This window comes from Pseudomonas sp. WC1 (genome assembly GCF_050586565.1).
In the GTDB taxonomy this organism is placed as follows: domain Bacteria; phylum Pseudomonadota; class Gammaproteobacteria; order Pseudomonadales; family Pseudomonadaceae; genus Aquipseudomonas.
Map to the genome: position 1 here is coordinate 82,718 of NZ_JBOBDQ010000008.1, position 18,935 is coordinate 101,652.

17 protein-coding genes are annotated in these 18,935 nt (G+C 64.6%); 14 read left to right on the forward strand and 3 right to left on the reverse strand.

Going from position 1 to position 18,935, the window contains the following annotated elements:
* The first annotated feature begins 3 nt into the window (after positions 1-3).
* From ACQ4OD_RS05700 to ACQ4OD_RS05745, 10 genes are all read left to right on the forward strand, one after another.
* Positions 4-525: a chemotaxis protein CheW gene (locus ACQ4OD_RS05700; RefSeq protein ID WP_102681601.1), complete on the forward strand. Its 522-nt coding sequence runs from the start codon at positions 4-6 to the stop codon at positions 523-525.
* Entirely contained in the window at positions 522-1,766 is a 1,245-nt protein-coding gene (locus tag ACQ4OD_RS05705; protein WP_139669515.1) for a CheR family methyltransferase, read from the forward strand. The genes ACQ4OD_RS05700 and ACQ4OD_RS05705 overlap by 4 nt, the downstream gene beginning before the upstream one ends.
* The gene (locus tag ACQ4OD_RS05710) at positions 1,763-2,428 is read left to right on the forward strand and encodes a chemotaxis protein CheW (RefSeq protein ID WP_256591220.1); all 666 of its coding nucleotides are present in this window, start codon (positions 1,763-1,765) and stop codon (positions 2,426-2,428) included. Before ACQ4OD_RS05705 ends, ACQ4OD_RS05710 begins: the two co-directional genes overlap by 4 nt.
* Positions 2,425-4,713 (forward strand): hybrid sensor histidine kinase/response regulator, encoded by a 2,289-nt coding sequence (locus tag ACQ4OD_RS05715; protein WP_430944008.1) that lies wholly within the window; start codon positions 2,425-2,427, stop codon positions 4,711-4,713. Before ACQ4OD_RS05710 ends, ACQ4OD_RS05715 begins: the two co-directional genes overlap by 4 nt.
* The gene (locus ACQ4OD_RS05720) at positions 4,710-5,723 is read left to right on the forward strand and encodes a chemotaxis response regulator protein-glutamate methylesterase (protein WP_038705558.1); all 1,014 of its coding nucleotides are present in this window, start codon (positions 4,710-4,712) and stop codon (positions 5,721-5,723) included. Before ACQ4OD_RS05715 ends, ACQ4OD_RS05720 begins: the two co-directional genes overlap by 4 nt.
* 51 nt (positions 5,724-5,774) lie before the next feature.
* Positions 5,775-6,779: a response regulator gene (locus ACQ4OD_RS05725; protein ID WP_102681604.1), complete on the forward strand. Its 1,005-nt coding sequence runs from the start codon at positions 5,775-5,777 to the stop codon at positions 6,777-6,779.
* A 284-nt stretch (positions 6,780-7,063) separates the two neighbouring features.
* Positions 7,064-7,786: an FKBP-type peptidyl-prolyl cis-trans isomerase gene (locus ACQ4OD_RS05730; protein ID WP_038705560.1), complete on the forward strand. Its 723-nt coding sequence runs from the start codon at positions 7,064-7,066 to the stop codon at positions 7,784-7,786.
* Positions 7,787-8,067: 281 nt separating this feature from the next.
* Positions 8,068-8,508 carry a YkvA family protein gene (locus ACQ4OD_RS05735; protein WP_102681605.1) on the forward strand — a complete coding sequence of 147 codons (441 nt, stop codon included), beginning with the start codon at positions 8,068-8,070 and terminating at the stop codon, positions 8,506-8,508.
* 90 nt (positions 8,509-8,598) lie between these two features.
* Positions 8,599-8,943, forward strand: a complete 345-nt coding sequence (locus ACQ4OD_RS05740; protein WP_110697750.1) for a helix-turn-helix domain-containing protein — start codon at positions 8,599-8,601, stop codon at positions 8,941-8,943.
* The gene (locus tag ACQ4OD_RS05745; RefSeq protein ID WP_023629774.1) at positions 8,940-9,308 is read left to right on the forward strand and encodes a hypothetical protein; all 369 of its coding nucleotides are present in this window, start codon (positions 8,940-8,942) and stop codon (positions 9,306-9,308) included. The genes ACQ4OD_RS05740 and ACQ4OD_RS05745 overlap by 4 nt, the downstream gene beginning before the upstream one ends.
* Before the next feature lie 54 nt (positions 9,309-9,362).
* Here the strand turns inward: ACQ4OD_RS05745 and ACQ4OD_RS05750 are convergent, their stop codons facing one another.
* Positions 9,363-11,120 (reverse strand): bifunctional diguanylate cyclase/phosphodiesterase, encoded by a 1,758-nt coding sequence (locus tag ACQ4OD_RS05750; protein ID WP_198754680.1) that lies wholly within the window; start codon positions 11,118-11,120, stop codon positions 9,363-9,365.
* A 108-nt stretch (positions 11,121-11,228) separates the two neighbouring features.
* The gene (locus ACQ4OD_RS05755; protein ID WP_198754679.1) at positions 11,229-13,310 is read right to left on the reverse strand and encodes a carboxy terminal-processing peptidase; all 2,082 of its coding nucleotides are present in this window, start codon (positions 13,308-13,310) and stop codon (positions 11,229-11,231) included.
* Between the two features lie 144 nt (positions 13,311-13,454).
* On the opposite strand from ACQ4OD_RS05755, the gene ACQ4OD_RS05760 reads away from it, so the two are divergent.
* A complete protein-coding gene (locus ACQ4OD_RS05760) occupies positions 13,455-14,417 on the forward strand; it encodes an NAD(P)H-quinone oxidoreductase (RefSeq protein WP_198754678.1) in 963 nt (320 codons plus the stop codon).
* A 93-nt stretch (positions 14,418-14,510) separates the two neighbouring features.
* Here ACQ4OD_RS05760 and nadB read toward each other — a convergent pair whose 3' ends face one another.
* Entirely contained in the window at positions 14,511-16,124 is a 1,614-nt protein-coding gene (gene nadB / locus ACQ4OD_RS05765; protein WP_046856844.1) for an L-aspartate oxidase, read from the reverse strand.
* Between the two features lie 436 nt (positions 16,125-16,560).
* Between nadB and rpoE the strand changes: the two genes are divergently transcribed.
* Genes rpoE through ACQ4OD_RS05780 form a run of 3 tightly spaced genes read left to right on the forward strand, consistent with a single transcriptional unit; the run spans position 16,561 to position 18,742 of the window.
* Positions 16,561-17,142 carry an RNA polymerase sigma factor RpoE gene (rpoE, locus tag ACQ4OD_RS05770; RefSeq protein ID WP_010220971.1) on the forward strand — a complete coding sequence of 194 codons (582 nt, stop codon included), beginning with the start codon at positions 16,561-16,563 and terminating at the stop codon, positions 17,140-17,142.
* Between the two features lie 31 nt (positions 17,143-17,173).
* Complete coding sequence (locus ACQ4OD_RS05775; RefSeq protein ID WP_102681609.1) at positions 17,174-17,764, forward strand: sigma-E factor negative regulatory protein; 591 nt, start codon at positions 17,174-17,176, stop codon at positions 17,762-17,764.
* Between the two features lie 12 nt (positions 17,765-17,776).
* Positions 17,777-18,742, forward strand: coding sequence for a MucB/RseB C-terminal domain-containing protein (locus tag ACQ4OD_RS05780; RefSeq protein ID WP_430944009.1), 966 nt, complete (start codon positions 17,777-17,779; stop codon positions 18,740-18,742).
* Positions 18,743-18,935 lie beyond the last annotated feature (193 nt).

Sequence of the window (18,935 nt, forward strand, 5' to 3'; positions counted from 1 at the left end):
ACGATGAACGAACCGTCCCCTCGCGAGGATCGCGAATCAGCCGGCAAGGGCGTGCTGTACCTGCAATTTCGCATCGCCGACCAGCGCTTCGCCCTGGACGTGCGTGAGGTGATCGAAGTGCTGCCGTGTCGTACCCTCAAACCCATCGCCCAGGCGCCGGGCTGGGTGGCCGGCGTGCTCGCCCACCGTGGTGCGTTGGTACCGGTGATCGACCTGTCGGCGCTGAGCTTCGGCATGCCGGCACAGTCGCGCAGCAGTACGCGGATGGTCCTGGTGCACTATCGCGCTGACCCGCGCCGTCCTGACCTGCAACTGGGGCTTGTCCTGGAGCAGGCCACCGATACGCTGCGCTGTGCCCCCGAGGAATTCCAGCCATACGGCCTGGACAATGCCGACGCGCGCTATCTCGGGCCGGTGCGCCAGGACGCCCGCGGTTTGTTGCAGCGCATCCAGGTGAACGACCTGTTGTCGGACGCGGTGCGTGAGCTGCTGTACCCCGTCGAGCCCGGGCAGGAGCCAGCATGAGCGAGCAACGTTTCTTCCGTTTCCTGCAGGAACGTATCGGGCTGGACGTGGAGTCGGTCGGCACAGCGATGGTCGAGCGCGCACTGCGCCAGCGCTGCACGCTCGTGCAGGCTGCGGATCTCGACGACTATTGGCTGCGTTTGCAGCAGTCCAGCGATGAGCAGCAGGCCTTGATCGAGGCGGTCATCGTTCCGGAGACCTGGTTCTTCCGTTACCCCGAATCCTTCACCGCGCTGGCGGGGTTGGCGCACAAGCGTGCGGCAGAACTTGCCGGCGCACGGCCCTTGCGCATCCTCAGCCTGCCGTGCTCGACGGGCGAGGAGCCCTACTCGATCGCCATGGCCTTGCTCGACGGTGGCCTGAGCCCGGGCGCTTTCCGCGTCGATGGCATTGATATCAGCCCCAGTTCGGTGGCCAAGGGCGAGCAGGCGCTATACGGGCGCAACTCCTTCCGCGGCAGCGAGCTTGCCTTTCGCGAGCGGCACTTCAGCCCAAGCGGCGATACCCATCGCCTGGATGAGCGGGTGCGCCAGCAAGTCAGCCTGCAGGCGGGCAACGTGCTCGACCCGGCGCTCAAGGCGCGTGAAGGGTTGTACGATTTTGTGTTCTGCCGCAACTTGCTGATCTACTTCGATGTTCCGACCCAGCAGCGAGTGTTCGAGGTACTCAAGCGCCTGATCCACGCTCAGGGCGTGCTGTTCATCGGCCCCGCCGAGGGCAGCCTGCTGGCGCGCCTGGGCATGCGGCCGCTGGGGATTGCCCAGTCATTCGCCTATGTGCGCCAGGATGATGCCCCACCGCCTGTTGCCAAGCCGTTGCCGGTTGCGCGCCAGCCGGTCGCGCCGCCGCCGCCGCGTCTCGTGGCACTGCCGCCCCGAGCCGCCAGGTCGAGCGCCGTGCCAGCGGCGCCGGTCCCGGCGCAGGGCGAAGCGCAGTTGCTGGCCCTCATTGCCCGGCAGGCCAATGCCGGTGAAAACCAGCAGGCCAGGGCGGACTGCGAACGCTATCTGCGCCAGTTCGCCCCCAAGGCGCAGGTCTACTACTGGCTGGGGTTGCTCAGTGACACCGAAGGCGATGCCGCGCAGGCCATCACCCATTATCGCAAGGCGCTATACCTCGAGCCGCAGCACCCTGAGGCACTGATGCACCTGGCCATGCTGCTGGCCGCGCAGGGGGATGATGCCGGTGCCCGGCGCCTGCAGGAGCGTGCCGCCCGAGCTGGCAGGGAGTCTGAACGATGAGCGGCGGATACCATATGCAACTGATCGCCAATGACGACCAGCCCATCGATGATTGCTGGAACCGCATCGGCGTGCATGGCGACAAGCAGTGCCCGTTGCTGGAGCGGCATGTGCACTGCCGCAATTGCGAGGTGTATGCCGACGCGGCCACGCGCCTGCTGGACCGCTATGCGCTGGTCCAGGACGAGCAGGTCGAAACGGCCATCGTGGAGGAATGCGCGGTCGGCCGCTCGATGCTGCTGTTCCGCCTGGGCGAGGAGTGGCTGGCCCTGGCCACCGCCTGCCTGGCCGAGATCGCCCCGGCGCAGCCGGTGCACTCGTTGCCGCACCAGCGCTCGCGGGTGTTGCAGGGCGTCGCCAATGTGCGCGGTGCGCTGGTGCCTTGCCTGTCGCTCGCCGACCTGCTGGGCGTGCCGACGCAGGCGGGCGCGGAGCGCACCGGGCGGAGCATGCCGCGCATGCTGATCCTGGCGGCCGAGGGCGGGCCGGTGGTGGTGCCGGTGGACGAGATCGACGGCATCCATCGGCTTGACCTTGCGGGCCAGGACAACGGCCGCGATGCGGCGCATTTCACCGCTGCCGTGTTGCAGTGGCGAGGGCGCAGCGTGCGAGTGCTGGATGAACAACACCTGATGTCAGCCGTGAAGCGGAGCCTGTCATGACCCCGGAGCAAATGCGCGATGCGTCGCTGCTCGAGCTGTTCAGCCTGGAGGCCGAGGCCCAGACCCAGGTGCTCAGCGCCGGCTTGATGGCGCTGGAGCGCAACCCTGCGCAACCCGATCAACTCGAGGCCTGCATGCGTGCGGCGCACTCGCTCAAGGGGGCGGCGCGCATTGTCGGCATCGATGCCGGGGTCAGCGTCGCCCACGTCATGGAAGACTGTCTGGTGGCCGCTCAGGAGGGCCGCCTGCTGCTGCGCCCGGAGCATATCGACGCCTTGTTGCAAGGTACCGACCTGTTGATGCGTATCGCGACCCCTGGAGATCAGGGCGGCGAAGCCGCCGTGGCGGTGTTCCTGGCACAGATGACCGCGTTGCTCGACCCTTCTGCGCCCGCGCAGGCTGGCGTTCCAAGCGTGCCGCCCGCTGTCATGCCAGCGCGGCCGGAACCCGAGCCAACGCTCCAGGCCCCCACGGAGCCTGAACCGGAAGCTGAGCCCGTGCCTGCCCGCAAGGCCGGCAAGCGTGGTGGCGAGGGGGGAGAGCGGGTATTGCGGGTGACTGCCGACCGTCTGAACAGCCTGCTGGACCTGTCGAGCAAGTCGCTGGTCGAGACCCAGCGGCTGAAACCCTACCTGGCCACCTTGCAGCGCCTGAAGCGCATGCATGGCCAGGGCATGCGCGGCCTCGATGGCCTGAAGGTCCAGCTGGAAGAGAGCGGGCAGGGGCCGGAGGTGCTGGAAGCGCTGGCCCAGACCCAGCAGTTGCTGGCTGAAACCCAGCAGATCCTCTTGCAGCAGGCGGCCGATCTCGACGAATTCGGTTGGCAGGCCAGCCAGCGCGCGCAACTGTTGTACGACACGGCGCTGGCCTGTCGCATGCGTCCGTTCGCCGATGTGCTCACCGGCCAGAGCCGGATGGTCCGCGACCTCGGGCGCTCGCTGGACAAGCCGGTGCGCCTGTTGATCGAGGGCGAGAAGACCCAGGTCGACCGTGACGTGCTGGAAAAGCTCGAGGCACCGCTGACGCACCTGCTGCGCAACGCGGTCGATCATGGCATCGAACTGCCCGAGCAGCGCTTGCTGGCCGGCAAACCGAGCGAGGGCACCGTGCGCCTGCGCGCCTCGCACCAGGCCGGGCTGCTGATCCTCGAACTGTCTGACGACGGTGCCGGCATCGATCTGCAGCGCTTGCGCGAGAGTATCGTCGAGCGCGCATTGTCACCGGCCGAGACGGTGGCGCAGATGAGCGAGGCCGAGCTGCTGACATTCCTGTTCCTGCCGGGTTTCAGCCTGCGCGACACGGTCACCGAAGTGTCCGGGCGCGGTGTCGGCCTGGATGCGGTGCAGCACATGGTCCGTGAGCTGCGCGGCTCCATCGAGTTGACTCAGGTGGCCGGCCAGGGATGTTGCTTCCATGTGGAAGTGCCGTTGACCTTGTCGGTGGTTCGCAGCCTGGTCGTCGAGGTGGGCGGCGAGGCCTACGCCTTCCCGCTGGCGCATATCGAGCGCACCGTCGACGTGGCGGCCGAGGCCATCGTGCAGATCGAAGGGCGGCAGCACTTCTGGCACGAAGGGCGACACATCGGCCTGGTGGCCGCCAGCCAGCTTCTCAACCGGCCGGCGGCACAGGGCGACGAACAGAGCCTGCGGGTGGTGGTGATCCGCGAGCGCGAGCAGCTCTATGGGGTGGCCGTCGAGCGGCTGATCGGCGAGCGGGTGCTGGTGGTGATGCCGTTGGATCCCCGCCTGGGCAAAGTCCAGGATATCTCCGCCGGGGCCTTGCTCGACGACGGTTCGGTGGTGCTCATCGTCGATGTCGAGGACTTGCTGCGCTCGGTGGACAAGCTGCTCAGCACCGGCCGCCTGGAGCGTATCGAGCGCGGTGGGCGGGGCGCCAAGGGTGCGGTGCGCAAGCGCATCCTGGTGGTCGACGACTCGCTCACCGTGCGCGAGCTGCAACGCAAGCTGCTGGGCCACCGCGGCTACGAAGTGGCGGTGGCCGTGGATGGCATGGACGGCTGGAACGCGCTGCGCAGCGATGATTTCGACCTGTTGATCACCGACATCGACATGCCGCGCATGGACGGGATCGAGCTGGTCACCCTGGTGCGGCGCGACAACCGCCTGCAATCGCTGCCGGTGATGGTGGTGTCCTACAAGGATCGCGAAGAAGACCGGCGTCGTGGACTGGATGCCGGTGCCGACTATTATTTGGCCAAGGCCAGCTTCCATGACGATGCGTTGCTGGATGCGGTCGTGGAGCTGATCGGAGGTGCCCAGGGATGAGAATCGCCATTGTCAACGACATGCCCATGGCCGTCGAGGCCCTGCGCCGGGCGTTGGCATTCGAGCCTGCGCACCAGGTGATCTGGGTCGCCGGCAACGGCGCCGAGGCGGTGCGCCTGTGCGCCGAGCAGACGCCGGACCTGATCCTCATGGACCTGATCATGCCGGTCATGGACGGCGTGGAAGCGACCCGGCGCATCATGGCCGAAACCCCCTGCGCCATCGTCATCGTCACCGTGGATCGCAAACAGAATGTGCACCGGGTGTTCGAGGCCATGGGCCATGGCGCCCTGGATGTGGTCGACACCCCGGCATTGGGCGCGGGCGATGCACGCGAGGCAGCCGCGCCACTGCTGCGCAAGATCCTCAATATCGGCTGGCTGATCGGCCAGCAGCGGCCCAGCGCGCCTCGGGCGGTTAGCGTGCCGCTGCGCGAGGCCTCGCAGCGCCGCGCACTGGTGGCCATCGGCTCGTCCGCGGGTGGGCCGGCCGCCCTGGAAGTACTGCTCAAGGGGCTGCCGCGCAGTTTTCCGGCGGCCATCGTGCTGGTCCAGCATGTTGACCAGGTATTCGCCGCGGGCATGGCCGAGTGGCTCAGCAGCGCCTCCGGCCTGCCGGTGCGCCTGGCCCGCGAGGGTGAGCCGCCGCAGCCGGGGCAGGTGCTGCTGGCCGGCACCAACCACCATATCCGTCTCCTTAAGAATGGCGAGCTGGCCTACACTGCCGAGCCCGTCAACGAAATCTACCGGCCCTCGATCGATGTGTTCTTCGAGAGCGTGGCGCGTTGCTGGTCCGGCGATGCGGTGGGCGTGCTGCTCACCGGCATGGGGCGCGACGGCGCCCAAGGCCTGAAACTGATGCGCCAGCAGGGCTTCCTGACCATCGCCCAGGACCAGCAGAGCAGCGCGGTGTACGGCATGCCCAAGGCCGCCGCGGCGATCGACGCGGCGGTGGAAATACGTCCGCTGGAGCGAATCGCCGGACGACTGATGGAAATCTTTCCGAAATGACGATATGTATTGAGTCGCGCCGCGTGGCCGGCAGTGGACGGGTGATTACGCATGAATGATCTACCGATCGAAGGTTTCACGACCATCAACGAAAGTGCGGCGATGGTCCTGCTGGTCGACGATCAGGCCATGATCGGCGAAGCGGTGCGCCGTGGCCTCGCCCACGAAGAGAACATCGACTTCCACTTCTGTGCCGACCCGCACCAGGCGGTGGCCCAGGCCATGCGCATCAAGCCCACGGTGATCCTCCAGGACCTGATCATGCCGGGCCTCGATGGCCTGACCCTGGTGCGCGAGTACCGCAACAATCCGACCACCCAGGACATTCCGATCATCGTCCTGTCGACCAAGGAGGACCCGCTGGTCAAAAGCGCGGCCTTCGCCGCCGGGGCCAACGACTACCTGGTCAAGTTGCCGGACACCATCGAGCTGGTGGCGCGTATCCGCTACCACTCGCGCTCCTACCTCACCCTGTTGCAGCGCGACGAGGCCTACCGCGCACTGCGCGTGAGCCAGCAGCAGTTGCTCGACACCAACCTGATGCTGCAGCGGCTGATGAACTCGGACGGCCTGACCGGGTTGTCCAACCGCCGTCACTTCGACGAGTACCTGGAGCTGGAATGGCGCCGGGCGATTCGCGAGCAGCAGCAGTTGTCGCTGCTGATGATCGACGTCGACTATTTCAAGGCGTTCAACGACAGTTTCGGCCACCTGGCCGGCGACGAGGCCTTGCGCAAGGTGGCCGAGGCCATTCGTGGCTGCTGCTCGCGTCCTACCGACCTGCCGGCGCGTTATGGCGGCGAGGAGTTCGCCCTGGTGCTGCCCAACACCTCGCCCGGTGGCGCGCGCCTGGTGGCCGAAAAACTGCGCCAGACCATCATGGGCCTGAAGATCGCCCATACCGTGCCCGAGGCGGCGTCGCACCTGACCGTGAGCATCGGCCTGGCGACCCTGACCCCAAGTGTCGGCAGCCATTGCCGGCAGCTGATCTCGGCGGCGGACAAGGGGCTGTACCTGGCCAAGAACAGTGGGCGCAACCAGGTCGGGATCGCCTGAGTCAGTTCCTGAAAGGGCAACGGTGTTTTCTGTGGGAGCCGGCTTGCCGGCGAGAGGCCGCGACAGCAATCGCAAGACTGGAGCCTCACCTGCAAAAGCGTGCTACGACTCGTGAAACAGCGTGAATACTGGCCAAAGGCTGCCTGTGCGACCATGAACAAGCTTTCACCCAGGAACTTCCTGCCCCCAACCCGCTCTTATGCCGGTAGCCATTGGTCGCGGCCGCCTGCTAAGCTCGCGGCTTTACCCTGATTGCCCTCATGGCGCATGAACAAGGAAATTACATGAAACAGCATCGTTTGGCGGCCGCGGTTGCCCTGGTAGGCCTGGTCCTCGCCGGTTGCGACGCCCAGACCAGCAGCGTCGAGCTGAAGACCCCAGCACAGAAGGCCTCCTACGGTATCGGCCTGAACATGGGCAAGAGCCTGGCCCAGGAAGGCATGGACGACCTCGACTCGAAAGCCGTCGCCCAAGGCATTGAGGACGCTGTTGGCAAGAAGGAACAGCGCATCAAGGACGAAGAACTGGTCGAAGCCTTCACCGCCTTGCAGAAGCGCGCCGAAGAGCGCCTGACCAAGGCCAGCGAGGAAGCAGCTGCCGCCGGCAAGAAGTTCCTCGAGGAGAACGGCAAGAAACCTGGCGTGATCACCACCGCCTCGGGCCTGCAGTATGAAGTGGTGAAGAAGGCCGATGGCCCGCAACCCAAGCCGACCGACGTCGTCACCGTCCACTACGAGGGCAAGCTGACCGACGGCAAGGTATTCGACAGCTCCGTCGAGCGCGGCAGCCCGATCGACCTGCCGGTCAGCGGTGTGATCCCGGGTTGGGTCGAAGGCCTGCAACTGATGCATGTCGGCGAGAAGTACAAGCTGTACATCCCGGCCGAACTGGCCTACGGCGCCCAGAGCCCGAGCCCGCTGATTCCGGCCAACTCGGTCCTGGTGTTCGACCTGGAACTGCTGGCCATCAAAGACCCGGCCAAGGCTGGCGAAGCACCGGCCAAGTAACTGCCGTCGTGTTGCATGAAGACGCCCCGTTTCGACGGGGCGTCGTCGTTTTCAGCAGTGCTTGACGCGAACCGTTGGCGTCATTCACTGTCGCAAGCAGTGCCCGGCCTGAATACAGGTGCCTTTGTCGCAAAACGTTTGCGCGCTTGAAACGGTTGTGTAAAAAACGCCCGATTCGTACCCGGCCCTTGCCCGGTGGGCACCACGCGGCGTCAATGCCGCCCTGTTCACAAGGTTATCCACAATAAATGTGGATAACCTCCGGCTCCTGTGGAGGCCCCATGAGCGCACCTTGGAATTTCACCCGCTTCCTGCCCCTTGCCGAACGCTTGCTCAGCCGCGGCCGGCTGCCGGCATTGCTGTTCGCAGTGGCCCGCAAAGGGCCGAGGCTGGGCCAGCTGCGCGAGGACCTGCGCCTGATGCAGGCGCTTTGCCTGGCCTGGTGGCGTGGCGAGTACCGCGCCGTCAGCCCCAAGGCACTGGTGACCATCGTCGCCGGGCTGCTCTACTTCGTCAGCCCACTGGATGCCATCCCCGACTGGCTGCTGGGTGTCGGCCTGCTCGATGACATCGCCGTGCTGGGCTGGGTGCTCAAGACCGTGGCTGATGAGCTGGGCCGCTTCAAGGCCTGGCGCGACAGCCAGGCGCCGGAGCGGCTGCGCGTGGTCGAACGGTTGCCGGAAACCCCCGAAGCGCTGCGCCTGGAACGGCCCGGTAGCTGATTCCGCACAGACCCCCGAGGTTGGTAATATAATTGGCATAAGGGTTATGCCTACGGATTACATGCCGTAATCCAACGTCAAGGGGGTTGTATGGGTATTCAGGTCATCAGCCGGGACGGTCAGCCCGAGTACGCAGTGGTTCCCTGGGAGCAGTATCAGGCGTTGCTCGCGGCCGCAGGCCAGGCACCGGCTAGCGCACCCGTCACCGAAAGCAATGTTGCCAGCACTCAACCAAGCGCCAGCCTGTCCTCACTGGCTGAGCTGGCGTCCTTGCGTCAGGCCAAGGGGCTGGCGCCGGAGCAGCTGGCACGCAGTGTCGGCATCAGCCCGGCATACCTGGCCATGATCGAGTCCGGGGAGCGCCGCCCCGACGCGGCCATTCTGCGCAGCCTGGCCTGGCACCTGGGCGTGGCCGGCTGGAGCGAGCCATCATGAGCCAGGTCAGGATCAGCCGTCAGCAATGGCAGGGCCTGCTGAGCGAGCTCGACCTGGCCCGCCGGCAACGCCATCTGCTGACCTACCGGGCACTGCTTGAGCGTTTGCAATTGCCCAGCCCGGCCATGCAGACCTTGACCGCGGCCCTTGAGTACCTGGCGGTGCTCGACGCCCGCGCCGAGCAGCCGCTGCGCAGTTCGCTGGTGATCAGCCAAGGCGCCAGCCGCCTGCCACGCACCGGGTTTTTCGAGTGTGTCGAGCGCCTGGGACGGTTTTCCGGGCCGGTGGACGGCATGGAGGCGGCGTCCTGGCATGCCTCGGAAGTGGTGCGGGTGTTCGAGTATCGCTACCCGGAAGAGGCCTGAAACCGGGGGAGAGGGCTACCTGGCGCGGTAGCGGTTGCCGGAGCCTGCCAGGGTTTACTCCAGTACCGTTGTGTCGATCAGGCTCAGGCTCGCCCCGCCGGTTTCCTTGGCCTTTCTTTTCGCCTGTGAGGCGAGCTCGGCCAACTGGCCGGCATCCAGCCCTGCGCAGCTTCCCGGCGCGAGCCAGACTACCCCGATCGACAGCGACAGCAATTCGAAGGTTTCCCGTTGACCCTGACGGTTATGGGCAATAAAACAGCCGGCCTCCAGGTGTTCACCGCGATAGAAGCGTCGACATTGCCGGACGAAGGCCTCCAGCAGCAGTTCAAGCCGCGCTCGCCAGTCTGCCGATCCCAATACCAGCATGAAATCATCCCCACCGATATGGCCGACGAAATCCCTGCTGGGGTCGACGCAGTCGCTCAGGCACTGCGCCAGGCACAGCAGCACTTCGTCGCCACGGGCATAGCCATAGATATCGTTGAAGGGTTTGAAGTTGTCGATGTCCACGTAGCATACGGCGGCCTCGCGCCGTTGTAGCAGCAGGCGCGCCAGGCATTGCTGGATCGGCACGTTGCCGGGCAGCAGGGTGAGTGGGTTGGCGTGCCTGGCCTGCTGGATCTTCTGTTCGGTGATCAGCTTGAGTACGTCGATCACCCGCCCCAACCCCAGATAACGCCCACTCTGGGTGATGATGAAGTCTTCCTCGATACGCTGGCGGGCTCGGCTGGTAAGCAGCCGGCTGACCTGCTGCAGCGACTGGCTGCGCTCAACGGCGAGAAAGTCCTGGCTCATCAACCGGCTGATCGGTTTGCGGGCGTACAGGTCGGTGCCAAAGGGCTTCAGCAGGGCATCGGCAAGTGAATGGCGGTGGACGATACCGCATGGTTTGCCACGTTCGTCCAGTACCGCGAGCGAATTGAGGTTGGCCTGGCGGTGGAACGCCTCGAGCACTTGCTGAATGGGTGTCTCGCGCGTGACCGAGGGTTGCAGGATGAGCAGGGCGCTGAGATCGCTGCTGTCCTCATCCAGCGCCACAGCGGTATCCGGCGCCGGGGGCAGCAGGCCGAGGCTGTCACCTGGGGGAAACTCCTGGGGGCGCCCCAGCAGGTAGCCCTGGACCAGGTCCACGCCCATGTCGCCCAGTATGGCCAGTTCCTCGGCCAGTTCGATGCCTTCGGCGATCACCTGGGCGCGCGAAGCGCGGGCGATCTGCAGGATCGAGCCGACGAACTCACGCTTGAGCGGGTCCTGGTGGATGCCATCGATGAAATGGCGGTCGATTTTCACGTAGTCCGGGCGCAGCTCCGACCACAGTCGCAGGCTGGAGTAACCAGCACCCAGGTCATCCAGGGCGATGGAAAAACCCATGTCGCGGTAATGGTGCAGGGCGTTGTACAGCAGCTGGAAGTCTTCGGTGGGCGTCTGCTCGGTCAGTTCGATGACCACCCGGCTGGGGGCCAGGCCGACCTGTTCGAGCATTTGCAGGGTGCGCCCGGAAGGGTAGTTGGGTTCTACCAGGGACTCGGGCGAGACGTTGAGAAACAGCTGGCCCGCCAGGTTCAGCTCGCTGAAGCGTCGGCAGGCGGTTTCCCTGCACAGCACTTCCAGTTCACCCAGGCGACCGGCCTGGCGGGCGATGGCGAACAGGTTCAGGGGGGAGTGCAAAGGGCTGTTGGAGGGGCCGCGGCTCAGGGCCTCATAGCCGAGGATGCGCCGTTCGGAGAGGCAGACGATGGGTTGGAACAGACAGTGGATGCTGCGTTGAGCCAGGATGGCACTCAATGCGCTGAGCTGTTCGGTGACGGTCATGGACTGCTTCCTGAATTGAAAAGGGCCAAACGCTTGCACGTTCGGCCCTTCCATTTCACGACAGTCCGATGACTGTTTGATGACAGGTCACATTATTTTGCCATCACTTCAGTGCTTGGCCACCGAGGTGCTGAGGCTCAGGTAGTCGAGCAGGATGCGACCGGTCTCGGACAGGTAGGCATCGTCCTCGGGCTTGGTGTCGTCCGGCTCGGCGGGCAGGGCGTCCTCGTCCTCTTTCTTCAGTTCCTTGAGCGGCTCTTCGCCCTTGGCCTTGCGCCGGATGTTCTCCAGCGCCAGCTGCTTGGCTTCGATCTCGTCGTGGCGGGCGCGACGCTGCTGCTCGTTGAGGCTGACGGTCTTCTCGTTCATCAGCTTCTGGGTCAGTGCCAGGCGGTCGCGGATGTAGACGAACTCGGCATCCTTGTCGCTGCGCGCCTCATGCTGCGCTTTGAGCTGGGCGAGGAACGGCTTGAACGGATCGGAGGCAGGCTTGACCACTGGACGGATGGTGTCCCACGGCATGGCTTCAGGCAGGGCGCTTTCACCGATTTCCTTGGTGTCGATGATCGACGGGTAGGCGATGTCCGGCAGCACGCCCTGGTGCTGGGTGCTCTGCCCGGAGACACGGTAGAACTTGGCCAGCGTCAGCTTGAGTTCGCCATGGTTGAGCGGCTGGATGGTCTGCACGGTGCCTTTGCCGAAGGTCTGGCCACCGATGATCAGCGCACGGTGGTAGTCCTGCATGGCGCCGGCGAAAATTTCCGAGGCGGACGCCGACAGGCGGTTGACCAGCAGTGCCAGCGGGCCTTTGTAGAAGGCGCCGGGGTTCTCGTCCTCGAGCACGTCGACGCGCCCGTCGCTGTTGCGCACCAGCACGGTCGGGCCCTTCTCGATGAACAGGCTGGTCAGCTCGGTGGCTTCCTGCAGCGAGCCGCCACCGTTGTTGCGCAGGTCGATGACCACGCCGTCGACTTTCTCTTTCTGCAGCTCGGTGAGCAGCTTCTTCACGTCGCGGGTGGTGCTCTTGTAATCCGGATCGCCAGCGCGGTATGCCTTGAAGTCCAGGTAGAAAGCCGGGATCTCGATGATGCCGAGCTTGTAGTCACGGCCATCCTGCTTGAGCTTGAGCACCGACTTCTTCGCCGCCTGCTCCTCGAGCTTGACCGCTTCGCGGGTGATCGAGACGATCTTGCTGGTCTGGTCGTTCGGCGCGTTGCTGGCCGGGATGACCTCCAGGCGCACCACCGAGCCTTTCGGGCCGCGGATCAGCTTGACCACTTCGTCAAGGCGCCAACCGACCACGTCGACCATTTCCTTGTTGCCCTGGGCGACGCCGATGATCTTGTCGGCCGGCGCCACCTGTTTGGTCTTGGCGGCCGGGCCGGCCGGTACCAGGCGTACGATCTTGACCTGGTCGTTGTCGCTCTGCAGCACCGCGCCGATGCCTTCGAGCGACAGGCTCATGTTGATGTCGAAGTTCTCGGCGTTGTCCGGCGACAAGTAATTGGTATGCGGGTCGTAGGACTGGGCGAAGGTGTTGATGTAGGCCTGGAAGATGTCTTCCGCGCGGGTCTGGTCCAGGCGCGCCAGCTGGTTCTTGTAGCGCTTGGTCAGGGTTTCCTGGATCTGCTTGGGATCCTTGCCGGCAATCTTCTGGCGCAGCACTTCGTCCTTGACGCGCTTGCGCCACAGGTCGTCGAGCTCGGTCTGGTTCTTCATCCACGGGGCGTCCTTGCGGTCGACCAGCAGGTCTTCCTTCACCGTGAAGTCGATCTTGTCGGCACCCTTGGCCAGCTCCGCCAGGGCGAAGTCCAGGCGCGACTTCACGCGGTCCAGGTAGCGCTTGTAGATGGTGAAGCCCGGCTCGAGGTTGCCACTTTTCAGGAAGTCGTCGAACTGGGTCTTCCATTTGTCGAATTCGGCGATGTCGGCTGCGGTGAAGTAGCTGCGCGAAGGGTCGAGCAGCTTGATGTAGCTGTCATAGATGATGACCGAACGGGCGTCGTCCAGCGGCGGCTTGCTGTAGTGGTGGCGCTTGAGCAGCTCGACGATGTTGAGGCTGGCGACCACTTCGTCGCGGTCCGGCTGCAGGCTGTCCCACTTGTTGGCGGCGGCCGCATTGCCACCGAGCGTGAGGCTGCCCAGGCCGATCATGAGGGCGAGGGCGGTGCTGGGGAGGAAATGCTTCATGCTGATTCGACGTGGAGGCAATTGATCACGCATAGTAGGCCGTCTTATCCGTTCGCCGGTTCCATCGGAGCCGGACGCATACTGCAAAAAGCCTGGGACTTGGCGTGCCCAGGCTCGGTCATATGATTCAACTATGGAGGCACTGTGAAGGCATTGCAAGGCGTTGACGGACATGTGGCGTGGGTCGAGGCCGAGCGCCCGGCCTGCGATGCCGGGCAGGTACGTATCCGTGTGGCCGCCGCGGGCCTGAACCGCGCCGACCTGCTGCAGCGGGCGGGGCTGTACCCGCCGCCTCCTGGTGCCAGCCCTTATATGGGGCTGGAATGCGCCGGCGTCGTCGAGGAAGTCGGAGCGGGTGCCGATTGGCGTGTGGGCGACCGGGTCTGTGCATTGCTCGCCGGTGGTGGCATGGCCGAGGAGGTGGTGGTCGACGCCCGTCATGTGCTGCCGGTGCCCGAAGGGTTGAGCCTGCAGGAAGCCGCTGCGATTCCCGAGGTGTATGCCACGGCCTGGCTGAACATCTTCCAGCTGGGGGCATTGAAGGCTGGCGAGAAGGTATTGGTGCATGCCGGGGCCAGTGGTGTGGGCTCGGCGGCGATCCAGCTGTGCAAGGCCTTCGGCAACCCGGTGTGGGTCAGCGTCGGCTCGCCGGCGCGGCTGGCCTACTGTGAGTCGCTGGGGGCCGCAGGTGGCGTGGTGCGCAATGGCAACCTCGATGACCTCAAGCAGCTTGGTCCATTCGATGTGATTCTGGACCCGGTGGGCGCCAGTTATGCGCCGCTCAACCTGCAGCTGCTGGCCCGTGACGGGCGTTGGGTGATCATTGGCCTGATGGGCGGACGCAAGGTCGAGCTGGACCTGGCGCTGGTGTTGGGCAAGCGCCTGGAAATCACCGGCTCCACGCTGCGCAACCGTGATGACGGGTTCAAGGCCGAATTGTTGCGCGAATTGCGCCAGCAGGTGTGGCCGTTGTTCGCCGAGGGGCGACTGTCGCCACAGTTGGTCGATACCTATCCGGTCGAATTCGCCGAAGCGGCCTATGCGGAACTGGCAAGCAACCAGGTTTCCGGGAAGCTGGTGCTGGTGATCGATCCAGCCCTCGTTTGATGGCGGTTCGTGGGAGCGGGCTTGCGCCGCGATGACGATACAGAGGCTGTCATCCCTTCGCGGTGCGAGCGCGCTCCTGCGCCTGTCCAGGCCTTACTCGTGGTTCGGTGGCACCAGGATCGTGTCCCTGGCCTCAGGCAGCATCCCTGGATAATCCAAGGTGTAATGCAGGCCCCGGCTTTCCTTGCGCTGCATAGCCGAACGGATCATCAACTCGGCCACCTGCGCCAGGTTGCGCAGCTCGATCAGGTCACGGCTGACCTTGTAGTTGCTGTAGAACTCGTCGATTTCGTCCAACAGCATGCGCACCCTGTGCTCGGCCCGTTGCAGGCGCTTGCTGGTGCGCACGATGCCGACATAGTCCCACATGAAGCGCCGCAGTTCGTCCCAGTTGTGCGCGATGATCACGTCCTCGTCCGAATCGGTGACCTGGCTTGCGTCCCAGCAGGGCAGGGCGCGGGGCATGGCGACCTGGTCCAGGCGCGCCTCGATGTCGGCGGCGGCGGCGCGGCCATAGACGAAGCATTCGAGCAGCGAGTTGCTGGCCATCCTGTTGGCACCATGCAGGCCGGTGAAACTGGTTTCGCCGATGGCGTACAGGCCAGGCACGTCGCTGTGGCCGTGCTCGTCGATCATTACCCCGCCACAGGTGTAATGGGCCGCAGGCACCACCGGGATAGGCTGGCGGGTGATGTCGATACCGAAGGTCAGGCAGCGTTCGTAGACCGTTGGGAAATGGCTCTTGATGAAGTCGGCCGGCTTGTGGCTGATATCCAGATAGACGCAGTCCACCCCCAGGCGCTTCATCTCGTGGTCGATGGCGCGGGCGACGATATCCCGTGGCGCCAGCTCTTCACGTGGGTCGAAGCGCGGCATGAAACGCTCGCCGTTGGGCAGGCGCAGCAGGGCACCCTCACCGCGCAGGGCCTCGGTGATCAGGAAGCTCTTGGCCTGCGGATGGTACAGGCAGGTTGGGTGGAACTGGTTGAACTCCAGGTTGGCCACCCGGCAGCCGGCGCGCCAAGCCATGGCGATGCCGTCGCCGCAAGCACCGTCGGGATTACTGGTATAGAGGTAGACCTTGGCCGCGCCGCCGGTGGCCAGCACGGTGAAACGGGCACCGAAGGTGTCCACCTCGCCGGTGTTGCGGTCCAGGACGTAGGCGCCAAGGCAGCGATCTCCGTCCAGGCCCAGGCGCCGCTCGGTGATCAGGTCGACGGCCACGCGCTGTTCCAGCAATTGGATGTTCGGCCGCTTGCGCGCCTGCTCCAGCAACGTGGTGAAGATAGCGGCACCGGTGGCGTCGGCGGCATGGATGATGCGCCGGTGGCTATGGCCCCCTTCGCGGGTCAGGTGGAACTCGAAACCACCGTCGTCGACGCTGTAGTGTTCGTCGCGGGTAAACGGCACGCCTTGCTCGATCAGCCACTGGATGGCCTCGCGGCTGTGCTCGACGGTGAAGCGCACGGCATCTTCATGGCACAGGCCGCCACCGGCGTTGAGCGTGTCCTCGACATGCGACTGCACGGTATCTGTGTCATCGAGCACCGCGGCGACACCGCCCTGGGCCCAGAAGGTAGAACCGTTGGCCAGGTCGCCCTTGCTCAGCACGGCAATGCGCAGGTGGCCGGGAAGGTTCAGTGCCAGGCTGAGACCGGCGGCACCGCTACCGATCACCAGGACATCATGTTGGAATTGTTGGCTCATGTCGGGACACTAGTAATCTTTGGAGGGGGCACGGCACAATAGTCGGGCGCCGATGGCATTGTGAAACTATCGTGAAACCGGGTCGGGGTGCCTTTATAGCAGCCCCGGGCGCCTGATTTCCAATGGCACTTGCGGGTGGGTGGCGATCTTTGTGGGAACTTTCCGATACCCCTGGAAATCCTATACAGGCTGCCCGTACGCCACAGGTTGCTGCGGCGACGCAAGGCGCCGGCTCTATTCTGGGCTGGCACCTGCGTAACGAAAACTGATTATCGGCGCAGCCGGCCGTGACCGCGTTGCGTCTTCCGTGCGAGCCGACCAAGGGCCGCAGGAAACTTGCTTGGAGGGGAGAACTTTTGCGAAAAGCCCGAGTCTATGGTTGCAAGCCTGAACGATGGCTGTTGCAACGCTCCTTCGAGATCACTGAGGAGTGTTCATGCTAACCCAGGAAGAGGATCAGCAGCTTGTCGAGCGCGTGCAGCGTGGCGACAGGCGAGCGTTCGATCTGTTGGTGCTGAAGTATCAGCACAAGATTCTCGGGTTGATCGTGCGTTTCGTACACGACACCCATGAAGCGCAGGACGTGGCGCAGGAAGCCTTCATCAAGGCATACCGTGCGCTTGGGAATTTTCGCGGTGACAGTGCGTTCTACACCTGGCTGTACCGCATCGCCATCAATACGGCGAAGAACTACCTGGTATCCCGTGGAAGACGGCCACCAGACAGCGATGTGAGCTCCGAGGATGCGGAGTTTTACGACGGCGATCATGGTCTCAAGGATCTCGAGTCCCCAGAGCGCGCGTTGTTGCGGGATGAAATCGAAGGCACTGTCCATCGAACCATCCAGCAACTGCCCGAAGACTTGCGCACGGCACTGACCCTGCGCGAGTTCGACGGACTGAGTTACGAAGACATTGCCAGTGTCATGCAATGTCCGGTGGGTACCGTGCGCTCTCGAATCTTCCGCGCTCGGGAGGCCATAGACAAAGCCCTGCAACCTTTGTTGCAGGAAACCTGAGACAGCGGCGATAGCCAAGAGAGGAACCGCCATGAGTCGTGAAGCTTTGCAGGAATCGCTGTCCGCGGTGATGGATAACGAAGCGGACGAACTGGAACTGCGTCGCGTGCTGAACGCCGTCGACGATGCCGAAACCCGTGCCACCTGGTCGCGTTACCAGGTTGCCCGTGCAGCCATGCACAAGGAGCTGCTGTTGCCCAAGCTGGACATCGCCTCGGCGGTTTCCGCGGCGCTGGCCGACGAGGCCGTGCCGGCCAAGGTCAAGCAGGGCCCGTGGCGCAGCATTGGCCGTCTCGCCGTGGCCGCTTCGGTGACCGTTGCCGTACTGGCGGGCGTGCGTTTCTACAACCAGGACGAGATCACTGGCGCCCAGCTGGCCGCCCAGCAGCCAGCCCAGCAGGGCCTGAGCATGCCGCAGGTGCAAGGCCCGGCCGTATTGGCAGGCTATAGTGAAGGCAACGAGCAACCGACCGGGCCGATGGCCAACGGTGTGCTGCAGAACCAGGCCGGCTGGGATCAACGCCTGCCAGGCTACCTGCGCCAGCACGCCCAGGAGTCCGCGCTGAAGGGCAACGAAACCGCACTGCCTTACGCCCGCGCCGCCAGCCTGGAAAACCGCTAAGTAAGGAGGATCATGCGCGCGCTACCTCTCCTGTCGCTGCTGCTTGGCAGCAGCCTGACGGTACAGGCCCTGGCCGCCAACTCTTCGCCCGAGGCGAGCGAGTGGCTCAACAAGCTGGCAAGGGCCGAGCAGCAGCAGAGTTACCAGGGTTCCTTCGTCTACGAACGTAACGGCAGTTTCTCATCCCACGATATCTGGCATCGCGTCCAGGACGGCAAGGTCAGCGAGCGGCTGCTGCAGCTCGACGGCTCGGCCCAGGAAATCGTGCGGGTCGACGGCAAGGTGCAGTGCGTCAGTGGCAACTTGGTCAGTAGCGTGAGCGCCGCGCCGGACACTGCCGCGCGGGTGCTCGATCCCCTGAAACTGATGAGCTGGTATGATCTGAGCGTGGCAGGCAAGTCACGCGTCGCCGGGCGCGACGCGGTGATTGTCTCGCTCACCCCGCGTGACCAGCATCGCTATGCCTTCGAATTGCACCTGGATCGGCGTACCGGCCTGCCTCTACGCTCGTTGATGCTCAACGACAAGGGCCAGTTGCTCGAGCGCTTCCAGATGACCCGCCTGGACACCGACGACGTGCCGACCGACGCCGACCTCAGCGCCGGTGCTGCCTGCAGGCCGGTCGAACAGGACGCCTCCGGCACCTCCGAAAGCGCTGCCGGGTGGCGTTCCGACTGGTTGCCGCCGGGTTTTGAGCTGGTCAACAGCTCGGTGCGGCGCGACCCCGAGCGCAAGAGTACCGTCAGCAGCCTGATGTATGACGATGGCCTGGCCCGTTTTTCGGTGTTCCTCGAGCCGATCGGCAACGAGCCCGGTATCGATACCCGTGCCCAGCTCGGCCCTACTGTCGCAGTGTCGCGGCGCCTGACCACGCCCAAGGGCAAGGTGATGGTCACGGTGGTCGGCGAGATTCCGCTGGGCACTGCCGAGCGTGTCGCCTTGTCGATGCGGGCCCAGGATGCCCAGGCGCGTCAATGACTGAGCAGTGCCCTGACAGCTCTTGTTACACAGAGCTGACATGAAATTAAGGCATTGTCATTTGCAATCCTGCCGCAAATTTTCTATAGGTCAGGCTTCTCGGAGTCTGGCCTTTCCTGCGTCTGCGGGAACCTTACTGCTAACTACGCTCGTTGTGACGGGAGCCGTATGTCAATACCACGCTTGAAAACCT